Source organism: Bacillus sp. DU-106 (assembly GCF_004799705.1).
GTDB classification, from domain to species: domain Bacteria; phylum Bacillota; class Bacilli; order Bacillales; family Bacillaceae_G; genus Bacillus_A; species Bacillus_A cereus.
Genome location: NZ_CP026607.1, coordinates 1,653,216 through 1,666,447 on the forward strand (window position 1 = coordinate 1,653,216; position 13,232 = coordinate 1,666,447).

Below are 13,232 nucleotides of genomic sequence, written 5' to 3' on the forward strand. Positions count from 1 at the left end.
AAAATGAAAGAAATAGGGGCATTACAAGCAGAATATCCATTAGTGAATAAGCTTATTGCAACAGAAGAAGTATTTTGGATAAATCCAAACATAGAAAAGTATGAAACAGCAATAAAAGATTCACCACTTAATGAAGAGAATGTAAAAGATGCGGAAGAGAGATTAAAGCGTTTTGCACCATATATTGCGAAAGTTTTTCCTGAAACGAAAGGGGCGAACGGCATAATCGAATCACCTTTAGTGAAAATACCTTCTATGAAAGAAGCTTTAGAGAGAAAATATGAGCAACCTATTTTAGGAGAATTATTATTAAAATGTGATAGTCATCTTCCAATATCAGGATCAATTAAAGCTAGGGGCGGTATTTATGAAGTGTTGAAACATGCTGAGCAACTAGCATTGCAGCACGGAATGGTAACAGAAGAAGATAATTATTCCGTTTTAGATAGTGATACATGTAGAGAGTTTTTCTCGAAATATTCAATTGCAGTAGGTTCTACAGGGAATTTAGGACTTAGCATAGGGATTATGAGTGCGAATCTAGGTTTTAATGTAACTGTTCATATGTCAGCAGACGCAAAAGAATGGAAGAAAGATTTATTAAGAAGTAAAGGTGTAAACGTTATTGAATATGAAGATGATTATAGCAAAGCAGTAGAAGAAGGAAGAAGACAAGCGGATGCGGATCCTAGCTGTTATTTTGTAGACGATGAAAACTCGCATGATTTATTTTTAGGATACGCAGTAGCAGCATCACGATTACAAAAGCAATTAGAAGAGTTAGAGGTTGTAGTAGATGAAAATCATCCTTTATTTGTTTATCTTCCGTGCGGAGTAGGAGGAGGACCTGGCGGAGTAGCATTCGGCTTAAAGTTATTGTATAAAGATAATGTTCATTGTTACTTTGCAGAGCCAACACATTCTCCTTGTATGTTACTCGGCTTAATGACAGGCCTTCATGACAAAATTTCCGTTCAAGATATCGGAATTGATAATGTAACAGATGCGGATGGACTTGCGGTAGGAAGGCCATCTGGATTTGTCGGTAAAACGATGGAACCATTTTTGAGTGGGAATTACACAGTAAGCGATGAAGAGTTATATAGATTGTTAAAAGAGCTAGCTGATACGGAGAATATTTATTTAGAGCCTTCTGCACTAGCAGGTATGATAGGGCCAGTGAAAGTATGTAAAGAAGATGAGTATTTACAAAAGCTACAGTTAACAGAGAAGGTGAAAAAAGGTACTCATATTGTGTGGGGAACGGGTGGAAGTATGGTTCCAAACGATATAATGGATGAATATTATAGGAAAGGTTTGGAATTAACGATATAAGAAAAATGAGGCTAGTTGTAGCCTCATTTTTTCATGTACATAAAAATCTTTGTTATTTTCACAATAGTTCTTTATAGTATATATAAAGGATAACTAATATTGAATAAATACAACAAAAAGCTTTATTTTACATAATAAGAGGATGTGTATACGATGTCATTACAGACTAAATATATAGCGGGTATTTCGCTTGGGGTTATGGGTGTCGGCTTTGCGGCTTCTATCCCTTTTCAAGGAACGATAGCTGGAGAGATTATACAAGGGGGATTTGAAGCTGGGTTAGTTGGCGGGCTTGCAGATTGGTTCGCAGTTACAGCATTATTCCGTCACCCGATGGGAATACCAATTCCGCATACAGCTTTGTTACCTAAAAATCGTAAACGAGTAACGAAAGGGCTCATCAATACGTTAGAAAATGAATGGCTGACGAAAGAAAGTATTACGAATAAAGTAAAAGAGATGCAGTTAGCACAAATGGTACTGCAAATTGCTGAGAGAGAAATGCAGTCTGATGCTGTGAAAAAGGGGATTGTAACGATTGCAGAGAAAGCAATTGTTACAATAGATACAGAAAAGTTAGCTGTTATTATTGAAAAAGAATTAAAAACATATTTGCATACAATTAATACAAGTAACATTTTACAAGTGCTTGTTGATCAATTAGTTGTGCAAGAATATGATGAAAAGACACTTGATTACATTTTAGTAAAAGTGAAAGATTGGACAGCGCAAGATGAAGCACGCTACCAGCTCGGTAGTTTAGGTATGAAGGCGATGGAAAATATAAAAGTAGATGGATTCTTACAGTTTACATTGAAATCGTTTATGAATATTGTAGATGAAGATAAAATTGGCGGCATTTTGCAGAAGTTTATTATTAGCAATATTAACAGCTTACAAGATGCAGATAATAGCACGAGACAACTTATATTAGCGAAAATTCGTCAAGAAATTACAAATGTAAAAGAAAATGAAGCGTTACTACAAGAATTAGAAAATTGGAAAGAAAAATGGATTGCCAATTGGAATGCTACTGACAAAATAAAAGAGATGCTAGAGCAAGTACAGCAAAGAGCAGTTGCTTTTGTAAATAATGAAGAATTTGCTGATAAATATGTTATTCCATTTTTACAAAAACAAATGAATAAAATAAAAGAAGATGAACAGACAGTTCAAAAAATAGAAGATTGGTTACAAAAACAAGTTGTAAGTCTTGTTGAGAAGAACCATTCGAAAATTGGTAAGCTTGTACAAGAAAATCTTGATAAGTTAGATGATAAGACGTTAATCGAAATGATTGAAAATAACGTCGGTAAAGATTTACAGTGGATCCGAGTAAACGGGGCGGTTTGCGGATTTATGATTGGATTAGTGTTAGAAGGAATTAAAGCGATTATATGAGAAAAACCTTCCGCAATTGCGGAAGGTTTTTTATTTTTCGAGAACACTCATATTCAAATTATAAGCTTTCTCAATATTTAACTTGTACGTCCCATTTCCAGTTTTAATCGAATTTTTATACCAATGTTCTTGGGTGTTTAATTCTGGATGTTCTTCTGAAGAAGTATTTTCGTTTTTCGTTAAATCTTCTACTTGTTCCCAAGGTGTACTTCCATGTGTTTCTTTTTGATTCGTTACTGCTGTTAAAGATACATCACTTTCTTTTGCAAGATGGACAGACACTCTTGAGCTTTCCTGTACAAACCAATTATTTTGTAATTGACCTGGATAAAGAGATAGTTCGTTATTTGAAGCACGGATTTCCACATTTTTATTTTGCGGAAGAACAAGCGTTGGTTTCACCTGTGGTGCTGAATTAAATAACGTATGCTGAACAGGTAATGATTTTAAAGTGATATACATCGTTTCTCCAGCCGTTTGAACTGAAAGGAAATCATCTCGTTTTAAATTGAGTTTTTCATTTGCTTTCGTTGTCATTTCATAAGTTCCCAAAAGATGAATTTGATTTGTATTATTTCCCTCTATCGTTAGAGGTTGATGGCCTGCATCTACTACGATTTTTTTGATAGATTCAGGTATATCAAATTGTCCGTCTGGAATATTACTCGTTTGCCTCGTTGTGTTAATAGAGTGACGAACTTCTTCTAGTAATCCAGTTGATAATAAACAGTAAAAAGCAATTCCGACGCTTCCTAAAACACCGATAAAGAAAATACTAAAAATATCATATTTAATAAATGATTGTTCCTTCTTAGAAAATAGAAGGTATAGTAAAACTTCAGCTCCAAGTATGATAAGTAAAACTGGCCACCATGCAGTTAGTGTATCTAATACTTGAATTCCTTTTACGACTGAAAATAGTAAAAAGCACCCTAACGATATAATAGAAAGCCCCATTGAGAATGTTCCAACACGCCAAGTCCTCATTCGCTTGTCCCACCTTTGTTTTCTTTATTTCCAAGTAACAATTTAAAGCCGCCGCCAATTAAAAGGAGCGCAACGATAGATGTCTGGAAATAGCGATAATATAGTTCACTAAGATGAATATTAAATATAGTTACAAAATAATCATTCAAAATAGGAAGGACTGTTTGATTTAATAAATAATAACCACCGAGTGTAATTAATCCGATACCGATCCATCTTTGATGATTTATAAAATAATCGATAATGGGTTCGTCTTGTACTCGTTCTTTTCCGTATTTTGCTGTTTGCTGTAACGCATCAAAAAAGCTATAGAACCAAATGATTGGTACTAAAAATAAAAACGCAGAAAGTCTTAATAAGTCGAGTAAATAAATAGATAGTAAAAAGGCTGCCATAAGCTGAAGACCACGGCGTTGTAAACCTAAATACATATGACCTGCTCCAGGGAACATCGCTAAAATAGAAGCAAATGTTTTACTTTTCTTTCCTTGCTCTCGATGTTCTTCAAAATCTTCGAAAATAGTACGGTCAATTAATTGCTCGTCGCGTTCTTTTTTCTGTAGTTGCTGAACAACGTCAAAGAAATTATAAATCCATAAAACAGGTAACGTAATAAGAAAGATAAGGAAACTTCCTTGAGATGTTAATAATGTCACAAATATAATCATGCTGCCTAAGCCAGCGCAAGCGACTAAAAACGTAAGACCGCGTTGCATAAGTCCTAATTGGAAATGGCCAAGTCCAGGGATGATGGATAGGAGAATGATATAAAATCGTTCGCTCTCTTTAGAGGAATTTATCAATTCTCCAGCTTCTTGTTTTTTCGTTTGTTTTATAATGGTGATAACTAAATCTAGTAAGTTAATTACCCATAGAACAGCTAGTAAAAATAGAGAAAGAAAAGCAATATCACGTTCTCTTACTACTATGGTACAAAATACTGCAAAGGAGAATAGAAATAAAGATCCTCCGCTATATAAAATAAACCGTCCTAGCTTTTTTAAGTATAAATGTCCAAGCCCAGGAATTAGCCCTAATACAAGTGCTAAAAAGGGGTTTTTATTCATGCTTTAAACCTCCGTCCTTTTTTGATGTATCTACCGATTTGTTTACAATTTGTTGTGAGATAGAAGAATCGTTATGTTTTGAAGATTTCTCGAAATTTGATGTCGCTGTAAAAATATATTGGAATAAACCACTTACCATAAAAATAATTGTAGCTGCAGTCGCAATTATGTAGTGAATAATTGTGCGTTTTAGTGAGTTTGTTTTTATATTTTCATTAGGTTGTAGCGTTTCAAAATTAATTTGCGTCATAACTTCGTTCGTAAATGAATCATCATTTATCATTGGAAGGTTTTCATGTTGTTCATCAATACTTTCCATATAAAGTGTTAAACAATGATCACATTCGTAAAGATGTTCTTCCATAGATTCACGTTTATTGTTTTCTATAAAATCTAATGTATAATTGCGCCAATCTTCTTTTGAATAATGCATCATAGAAACTCTTCCTCCTTCCAATGTTTTTTAATCCATTTTCGTGCCCGATACAGTTTCATTTCGACTGTTTTTACTTCGATGTTTTCCTGTAAAGCAATTTCTTGATAACTTTTTTCTTCTAAGTAATGTGCGAGAACGACGTCACGGTAATTTTCGGGAAGTTCTCTCAGTTTTTGAGCAATGAGTAATTTCTGCTCTTTCGTCAATAATAAAGCCTCAATATTATGAGAGGACTTTATATTTTCCTCAGCTTCTTTACATAAGGAGAGTTCTTCACTTTCTCTAGCTTTCTTCCTCTTATAATCAATAGCGTGATTGGTGGCAATACGCGCCATCCACGTTTTTAATCCGCGAAATTGATAATTTGGGAGAGAGGTGTGAATTTTTACGAATACTTCTTGTGTAACATCTTTCGCATCTTCTTCATGTCTTAAAATAGAAAAGATAACTTGAAAAATATAATGACGATATGTTTGTACAAGGATACGAAAAGCATGCTCGCTTCCTTGCTGTGCTTTTTCAATTAATTGTTTTTCCTCAATGGGTCTCTCCCTCCTTTTTGACGCATTCTATTATATAGACGTAAAGAATGATAAGTCACCCTACACATATTGTAAAAAAAAGAATAATATATTTTTTGCAGGAGAGCTAGATGAAAAAAGGTGTGAAAAAATGGTAAAGAGAAGTATATAATGAGCAAGTAGGAAATGTTACACGGAGAAAGGATGTGAATGTTAGTAGGGGAAGGGCCATACTAACAAACATGAAAATTAAAATATTAATAGCGGATGATAACTCTTTTATTAGAGAGGGCATGAAAATTATTTTAAATACATACGAAGAGTTCGAAGTAGTAGATACTGTAAATGATGGGGAAGAAGCTGTAGCATATTGTAAAAAGCATGAAGTTGATATTGCTCTTTTAGATGTTCGCATGCCAAATATGAACGGGGTAGAGGCGACGAAGTTCATTTGTGAAGAGACGAAAACAAAACCGCTTATTTTAACGACGTTTGATGATGATGAATATATTTTGGATGCAGTAAAAAACGGAGCGAAAGGTTATTTGTTAAAAAATAACGATCCGGAGCGTATTCGTGATGCGATAAAAGGAGTATATAACGGTCAAACTGTTATGCAAGATGTTGTCCTCGATAAAATTAAGTCTAATTTAATGGAAAGTAAAGAGGAAGAATGTAAAATTGATAAGAGCCTTTTCACAGAAAGGGAGCTTAGTATTATCGCATTAATTGCAAAAGGTTTCTCGAATAAAGAAATTTCGAAACAGCTTTTTATATCTGAAGGAACAATTGCAAATTATATTACGTCAGTTTTAGGGAAAACTGGACTTGAACATCGCACACAAATTGCGATTTATTACTTAACAGGGAAAGTAGATTAGTGATATGGAATTTTGGCTAACTGTAAGTAAATTAATTGTCTTTTTATATATTGTGTTTAGTTATATTTACGCAAATGTAGTAAATTTACCTTGGGTTATATTTACTTTACTTATTTACCTCTCTGTAAACGTAATGATTTCTATATTTAAAAAAGATACGTATAAAAAATTATTAATCTGTATGTCAATTGGCATAATTATGTTATTTACATGGAGGGTTCATCCATTTTTTATTTTGTTTTTACCTTTGAACTTATACGAAATTACATTCCATTACATAGAAAAGAATTGGCCACGCTTTGTTGTTATGATGCTCCCAGTTACGATTGCAGATGAAAGTATTCGAATGACTTATGGATTAATTGTTGCATTTTCTTTTCTCGTTTTAACTATAGCAGATCGATATATATCGCGTGTAGTAAAGCTTGAATCGCAAAATGATAAGATGCGAAAAGATATGCAACGACTTACGAAAAGCTTACATGAAAATAAAGAGTACATAAGACAATCTGAATACACATTTAAGCTAGAAGAGAGAAATCGGTTATCGCAAGAAATTCATGATAAAATTGGTCACTCGATGACGGGTGCACTTATTCAAATGGAAGCAGCAAAAAGGTTAATGGAAATAGATAAAGAAAAATCTGCGGAGTTATTACAAAATGCAATTCACATTTCAAAAGATGGAATTGAAAGTATTCGCATTACATTAAAAAATATGAAGCCTCCAACTGAGCAAATTGGCATTCATCGTATGAAATTATTCATAGAGGAATTTGCCGGTAAGAATGATGTGAATATTCCTTTTGTATACAAAGGGAACTTAGATATGATTTCTCCCATTCAGTGGAAAATTATCGGTGAGAATGTTACAGAAGCACTAACAAATGCAATGAAATATGCTGATGCGACAGTTATTTCTATAGATATTCATGTACTTAACAAGATGGTTAAGGTGCAAGTGAAGGATAACGGAAAAGGGGTAGCTCTTGTTAAAAAAGGTCTCGGTATTATGGGGATGGAGGAGCGAACGGCGTCTGTAAACGGAAAAATTATTGTAGATGGGACAAGTGGTTTTTCAGTAACGATGTTGTTGCCAATATAAAGAGAATGGTACGAGGATGAACCATCTCATATGAAAAAAGTGAATATTCTCATGTGAAAAGAATGAACTTCTGCACTGAGCAGGTTCATTCTTTTTGTTTATACTAAAAGCAGAGAAACCGAAATAGGGGTGAAAATGATGAATACATTAGAAATTAAAAATTTAACGAAAAAATTTGGTGATTTCATCGCAGTTGATAATATGTCTTTATCTATTAAAGAAGGAGAAATATTTGGCTTTTTAGGATCAAATGGTGCTGGTAAGAGTACAACGATAAATATGATTGCTGGTTTGTTAAGAAGTAATGAAGGTGAGATTAGCATACTAGGAAAAAATATAAAGAAACATAATCGATTTGCGAAAATGAATATCGGTATTGTTCCGCAAGATATTGCGATTTATGAAGAGTTAACTGCCTATGAAAATGTGAAATTCTTTGCTGGATTGTACGGGTTACGAGGAGCCGAATTAAAAGCTAGGGTAGAGGAAGCTCTTAAATTTGTAGGACTTAGTGATAAACAGAAAAGCTATCCGAAGAACTTTTCTGGTGGGATGAAGCGAAGACTGAATATCGCTTGTGCAATTGCTCATAGACCGAAGTTAATTATTATGGATGAGCCGACAGTTGGAATTGATCCACAGTCAAGAAACTACATTTTGCAGTCAGTACGTAAATTAAATGAAATGGGAAGTACAATTATTTATACGAGTCACTACATGGAAGAGGTAGAAGAGATTTGTACGAAAATAGCGATAGTAGATCACGGTAAAGTAATTGCAGAAGGTACGAAAGAACAGTTAAAAGCAATTATTACTGACACGAAAGATATTTGGATTGAAGTGAAATCGGTAGAGAATTTAGATGTAGAAAAATTAAAAGAGATAAACGGTGTGAAAGCAGTTCAAATTGAAGAAAACGTAATTAAAGTGAATTCTGATGCGGGATTAAATAATTTAAATAAAATCATTCAACACTGTATCAATCATGATATTGAAATTCGTTCATTAGAGGAGCAGGCTCCCAACTTAGAAACAGTATTTCTTACCTTAACCGGAAGAAACTTACGAGATAAATAAAAGGTAAATGAAGAAAAGGTAAAGGGAGGTTCATCAATTGAACATCTTCAATATTGCAATTATGCACATTAAAAGAGAATTTAGAGACGTAAGAACTTTAGTTTTTATGTTAGCATTTCCGATTGTACTTATGCTTGTGTTAGGAACAGCGTTAAGTAATGCATTTAATAGCGATAGTCATACTATTAAAGATATACAAGTGATATACAAAGATGAAGCAAATGGTACGTTTTCTCAATCATTTGAAGCATTTGCAAAAGAAGTAAGTAAATCTGGTATTCACTTTAAGAAAGTTTCTGAAGAGGTAGATGGAAAAGAAAAAGTAAAACAAAACAAATACGCTGCGTATGTAGAATTGAATAAGGACGGGGTAAAGTTTTACGGAAGTGATAGAAGTAGTATTGAAAGTAGCATAGTTGAAGGAATGATGACTACATTTGTTGATAAGTACAATGTAGTAGTTGAGATTGAGAAAGTAGACCCTAGTAAAATTAGCACAATAATTCCGAATGGAGAACGTAATGAGTATATTAAAGAAACGGCATTACAAGCGACTAAAAAACCAGGTTCTATGGATTACTATGCAATTGTAATGACAACGATGATTGCACTATATGCTGCGATGGGAGCGAGTTCTTTAATTCGAGGAGAACGAATACGTAAAACAGGAGATCGTCTCATTGCTGCACCTATAACGAAAGCGGAAATTTTTATCGGGAAAATATTGGGTAATATGGTGGCGAATGCACTGTGCATACTACTTGTCGTTTTATTTAGTAAATTTGTTTTTCAAGCTAACTGGGGCGATCATCTTGGAGTTGTCTTACTTATTTTACTAACAGAAGTCCTTTTAGCAACTAGCTTCGGCCTCGGCATCGGATATATTACAAAAACAGGTGAAGCATCTAGAGCAATTATTTTAGTTATCGTACAACTAGCTTCTATTTTTGGCGGGGCATACTTCGTAGTAGAAGAAAATTTCATTACGAATTTATCACCATTAACGTGGGCAAACACTGCCGTTATGAAAATTATTTATGCAAATGATGTAGGGGCGGCACTACCAGTCATCTCTTTAAATATCGGAATCTCAGCACTCTTTTTATTCATATCGATTATCGCATTACGCAGACGGGAGGGGCTATAGTATGAAAGATATTTTATGGCTTATGCAAAAAACATTATCAGTCCTTTTGAAAAATAAAAAAGGGTTACTCATTATTATTAGCTTGCCGATAATAGGAACGTTAATCTCCTTTTCAATATATGGAAATGCGGGGCAAGGGACGTTAAATATCGGAGTTATAAATAAAGAAAATGAGTCGATAGCAAATGATACGGTGAAATTTTTAGAAGAAATCAATCATGTAAAAGTAAGTAAAGTGAAAGAATCTGAAGTAGAAGATAAACTCACTTCAAAAAAACTTGATGGAGTGATTACGTTACAGTCTGGTTTTTCAGAAAGTGTCCGAGAAGGAAAACCAAGCAATATTGAAATTTCATCGATTAAAGGTGATCAAGTAACAGCGTTTATTAAGTCATATTTGTACAATTATATTGATAATGTAGCAGCGATAAGTAAAGTAGCAGGAACAGATCAAAGTGCATTTGATACGATGTACGCAGGATATCAAAAAAGTTCATTTAAAGTGAAGACTGAGACGTTAGAAGATACTTCGAAAAATAAAGATATGACGAACCAAACCATGGGTTATCTTATTATGTTTATGTTATTTTCAGCAGTGAACTTATCAGGCTATATTTTAAAAGAAAAAGAGAATAGAACGTACTTTAGATTATTATCCACGCCGATAGATGGAAAGAAATTTATATTATCTAACGTCGGGGTAAATATGATTATATTAACAGTACAAATTATGATTACAATCCTATTCTTAACGAATGTTTTTCATACGAATATCAATATGCCCTTCATCGTTATGGTTGGTGTACTGATGATATTTGCTTTAATAGCGATTGGAATGTCGTTAGTAATTGTTGCTTTTTCAAAAAACTCATCATCGGCAAATGCGATGCAAAACATGGTCATTGTACCAACATGCTTACTAGCGGGTTGTTATTTCCCATATGACATTATGCCAAGTGCAGTACAAAAAGTAGCTAATTTTCTTCCACAGCGCTGGTTGTTAGACACAGTATCGAAACTACAACAAGGAATACCATTCTCGGAGTTGTATTTAAACATTTTAATTTTATTCGCTTTCGCAATTGCATTCTTCTTAATTGCGATTTATAAGTTTGGAAGAAATAATGATGCGAGAAATTTTGTTTAATGTGAAAAGGATGTGACGTTAAGTCACATCCTTTTTTGTATGAAGCATGAAATCTAAATTTGAATGACAAAATAGAAAGGTGGAAAGAAAATGATCGGAAGGAAATCAAAATGATTAAAAAAATATTGCGAGTTACTTCTATTGTTATTGCTATTTTCGTTTTTATTTTAATATGGATGCATATCGATGTTACCTTAGGTAGGAAAATGGAAGCTGGGAAAAACATGCCGACAGAGTATGCGCCTCATTATAGTGACTTTCAATTATATGTAGAAGGGAAGTCTTTTTATAAACAATTATTTACTGATATAAGAGAAGCGAAAAGCTCCATTTACACGTATTTCTTCATTTTGTCGGATGATAAAAGTAGCCATACTTTTTTAAACTTATTAAGAGAGAAGGCAAAAGAAGGAGTAAACGTCTATTTATCCGTTGATCGCATTAATGATTTATCATTTGAAAGAAAGATGAAAAATGAATTGCAGGAAAATGGTGTGCATTTTACATATAGTAGAAAACCTGAATTACCATTCGGCTTTTATTCTCTTCATCATCGTAATCATCGCCGTATTACGACGATTGATGGGGAGATTGGCTATACAGGCGGATTTAATATAGGAGATGAGTACTTAGGGAAAGATAAGCGATTTGGATATTGGCGTGATTATCATGTACGACTTAAAGGAGAAGGAGCAAAAGATTTAGAACAGCAATTCGCTTTAGACTGGAAACGAGATACGAAAGAAGAGATAAAGAGAAGTACGAATAAAGCTAGTAAAGGGAATACATTACATACTATGACTAGTTACAATGGGCATTACGTTGCTGAAAAATATATAGAGCTCATAAAACAAGCTCAGCACTCCATTGTAATTGCAACACCGTATTTTATAGCGAAAAATAAAGAATCTATGAATGCTTTAATCGCGGCGCAAAAGCGTGGTGTTACAGTAAAAATACTTTGGTCATATAAACCGGATCTACCTCTTATAAAAGAAGCGGCGTATCCATACATACGTCAAGCTGTTAATAATGGAATTACTGTATATGGTTATAAAAAAGGAATGTTCCATGGTAAATTAATGCTTATTGATAATGAATTAACCGTTATTGGTACAACAAACTTTACTTCGCGTAGCTTCAATATAAATGATGAAATGAATTTTTATATTTATGGTGGTCCTATTGTAGGACAAGTTAATAAGGCGTTAACAGAGGATTTTCATGATTCGAAAGAAATGACGAAAGAGTTTTTTGAAAAGTTATCTTTTTGGGAGCGTTGTAAGGAGAAAGTGGCGGGATTGGTTGACTTCTATTTGTGATGATGAATTAGGAAAGGGTGCCTACAAAAGGCACCCTTTTTTGGTGGGAAATCATTATTTTTCATGCACCAGCATCGTAACATCATCATTGATCAACGTCCCCACATGTTCGCCTAAACATATTTTCTTCATGACACCAGGCTCATCAAAGTTAAAGACGTGTGCTGGTAAATTGTAGTCCCGGGCAAGCAGTAATGCCGCTTGATCCATGACTTGTATATTTTGTCTAACGACATCATTATAGTTTAGTTTGCTGTACATTTTTGCTGATTTGTTATGCTTCGGATCACTTGTAAAAACGCCATCGACACCTTGTTTTGCGACTAATATGGCATCACTATTCATTTCAATGGCTCTTTGTACACTTGGATAATCTGTCGTCACGAACGGTTGCCCGTTTCCGCCTCCAAAGATAACGATATAACCGTTATCTAAATGGTGGACTGCACGCAAGCGAATGTATGGTTCAGCTACTGCATTAAATGGAATGGACGTCATAACGCGTACTTCTCTATTTGTTTTACTTGTTAAAACACCGCGAAGCATTAAGCTGTTAATGATTGTACCTAACGTACCGATATTATCAGCTTCTACGCGATCGATTCCCCATTCTTCAGCTAGATGCCCCCTAAAAATGTTACCGCCACCGATGACGATGGATACTTCGATACCTAAATCAACAATGGATAAAATTTCGTTTGCGATATGTTCTAATCGTTTGGAGTTAAAGCTATTTCCAGTTTGATCGGCAAGTGCACCGCCGCTTAATTTAATTAAGACACGTTTATATGGCCTCATAACAATTC

General features: G+C 34.1%; 13 protein-coding genes. 8 read left to right on the forward strand and 5 right to left on the reverse strand.

Translation table 11 applies throughout. The features are described from left to right. Positions 1-3: 3 nt before the first annotated feature. The gene (locus C3Y97_RS08625; RefSeq protein WP_000658538.1) at positions 4-1,335 is read left to right on the forward strand and encodes a D-serine ammonia-lyase; all 1,332 of its coding nucleotides are present in this window, start codon (positions 4-6) and stop codon (positions 1,333-1,335) included. Between the two features lie 153 nt (positions 1,336-1,488). Next, positions 1,489-2,736, forward strand: a complete 1,248-nt coding sequence (locus C3Y97_RS08630) for a DUF445 domain-containing protein (protein ID WP_000058302.1) — start codon at positions 1,489-1,491, stop codon at positions 2,734-2,736. 30 nt (positions 2,737-2,766) lie between these two features. On the opposite strand, the gene exsE is transcribed toward C3Y97_RS08630, so the two are convergent. From exsE to C3Y97_RS08650, 4 genes are read right to left on the reverse strand one after another with little or no spacing between them, the layout of a single operon-like run. Next, positions 2,767-3,723, reverse strand: coding sequence for an exosporium protein ExsE (gene exsE / locus C3Y97_RS08635; protein WP_001261429.1), 957 nt, complete (start codon positions 3,721-3,723; stop codon positions 2,767-2,769). Beyond that, entirely contained in the window at positions 3,720-4,790 is a 1,071-nt protein-coding gene (locus tag C3Y97_RS08640) for a hypothetical protein (protein ID WP_001039115.1), read from the reverse strand. The genes exsE and C3Y97_RS08640 overlap by 4 nt, the downstream gene beginning before the upstream one ends. Further along, complete coding sequence (locus tag C3Y97_RS08645; protein WP_000972340.1) at positions 4,783-5,226, reverse strand: hypothetical protein; 444 nt, start codon at positions 5,224-5,226, stop codon at positions 4,783-4,785. Before C3Y97_RS08645 ends, C3Y97_RS08640 begins: the two co-directional genes overlap by 8 nt. Continuing rightward, on the reverse strand, positions 5,223-5,768 hold the full coding sequence (locus C3Y97_RS08650) for an RNA polymerase sigma factor (RefSeq protein WP_256737415.1): 546 nt from the start codon (positions 5,766-5,768) through the stop codon (positions 5,223-5,225). Before C3Y97_RS08650 ends, C3Y97_RS08645 begins: the two co-directional genes overlap by 4 nt. A gap of 221 nt (positions 5,769-5,989) precedes the next feature. Between C3Y97_RS08650 and C3Y97_RS08660 the strand changes: the two genes are divergently transcribed. The 6 genes from C3Y97_RS08660 (at position 5,990) to C3Y97_RS08685 (ending at position 12,426) form a co-directional block, all read left to right on the forward strand. After that, positions 5,990-6,628, forward strand: coding sequence for a response regulator transcription factor (locus C3Y97_RS08660; RefSeq protein WP_000694093.1), 639 nt, complete (start codon positions 5,990-5,992; stop codon positions 6,626-6,628). Between the two features lie 4 nt (positions 6,629-6,632). Further along, positions 6,633-7,733: a sensor histidine kinase gene (locus tag C3Y97_RS08665; RefSeq protein WP_000397694.1), complete on the forward strand. Its 1,101-nt coding sequence runs from the start codon at positions 6,633-6,635 to the stop codon at positions 7,731-7,733. A gap of 138 nt (positions 7,734-7,871) precedes the next feature. After that, the gene (locus C3Y97_RS08670; protein WP_001093804.1) at positions 7,872-8,810 is read left to right on the forward strand and encodes an ABC transporter ATP-binding protein; all 939 of its coding nucleotides are present in this window, start codon (positions 7,872-7,874) and stop codon (positions 8,808-8,810) included. A gap of 37 nt (positions 8,811-8,847) precedes the next feature. Beyond that, positions 8,848-9,957, forward strand: a complete 1,110-nt coding sequence (locus C3Y97_RS08675) for an ABC transporter permease (protein WP_136363272.1) — start codon at positions 8,848-8,850, stop codon at positions 9,955-9,957. 1 nt (position 9,958) lies between these two features. Next, positions 9,959-11,104, forward strand: a complete 1,146-nt coding sequence (locus C3Y97_RS08680; RefSeq protein WP_000651904.1) for an ABC transporter permease — start codon at positions 9,959-9,961, stop codon at positions 11,102-11,104. A 110-nt stretch (positions 11,105-11,214) separates the two neighbouring features. After that, on the forward strand, positions 11,215-12,426 hold the full coding sequence (locus C3Y97_RS08685; RefSeq protein ID WP_136363274.1) for a phospholipase D-like domain-containing protein: 1,212 nt from the start codon (positions 11,215-11,217) through the stop codon (positions 12,424-12,426). Positions 12,427-12,480: 54 nt separating this feature from the next. Here C3Y97_RS08685 and pyrH read toward each other — a convergent pair whose 3' ends face one another. Continuing rightward, positions 12,481-13,224, reverse strand: a complete 744-nt coding sequence (pyrH, locus tag C3Y97_RS08690; RefSeq protein WP_001248059.1) for a UMP kinase — start codon at positions 13,222-13,224, stop codon at positions 12,481-12,483. Between the last annotated feature and the right edge of the window lie 8 nt (positions 13,225-13,232).

What these genes read in the sequence shown, in the direction of transcription:
- C3Y97_RS08625 (WP_000658538.1), top strand. Translation starts at nt 4, where the DNA reads ATGAAAGAAATAGGGGCATTACAAGCAGAATATCCATTAGTGAATAAG.
- C3Y97_RS08630 (WP_000058302.1), top strand. Translation starts at nt 1,489, where the DNA reads ATGTCATTACAGACTAAATATATAGCGGGTATTTCGCTTGGGGTTATG.
- exsE (WP_001261429.1), bottom strand. Translation starts at nt 3,723, where the DNA reads ATGAGGACTTGGCGTGTTGGAACATTCTCAATGGGGCTTTCTATTATA.
- C3Y97_RS08640 (WP_001039115.1), bottom strand. Translation starts at nt 4,790, where the DNA reads ATGAATAAAAACCCCTTTTTAGCACTTGTATTAGGGCTAATTCCTGGG.
- C3Y97_RS08645 (WP_000972340.1), bottom strand. Translation starts at nt 5,226, where the DNA reads ATGATGCATTATTCAAAAGAAGATTGGCGCAATTATACATTAGATTTT.
- C3Y97_RS08660 (WP_000694093.1), top strand. Translation starts at nt 5,990, where the DNA reads ATGAAAATTAAAATATTAATAGCGGATGATAACTCTTTTATTAGAGAG.
- C3Y97_RS08665 (WP_000397694.1), top strand. Translation starts at nt 6,633, where the DNA reads ATGGAATTTTGGCTAACTGTAAGTAAATTAATTGTCTTTTTATATATT.
- C3Y97_RS08670 (WP_001093804.1), top strand. Translation starts at nt 7,872, where the DNA reads ATGAATACATTAGAAATTAAAAATTTAACGAAAAAATTTGGTGATTTC.
- C3Y97_RS08680 (WP_000651904.1), top strand. Translation starts at nt 9,959, where the DNA reads ATGAAAGATATTTTATGGCTTATGCAAAAAACATTATCAGTCCTTTTG.
- C3Y97_RS08685 (WP_136363274.1), top strand. Translation starts at nt 11,215, where the DNA reads ATGATTAAAAAAATATTGCGAGTTACTTCTATTGTTATTGCTATTTTC.
- pyrH (WP_001248059.1), bottom strand. Translation starts at nt 13,224, where the DNA reads ATGAGGCCATATAAACGTGTCTTAATTAAATTAAGCGGCGGTGCACTT.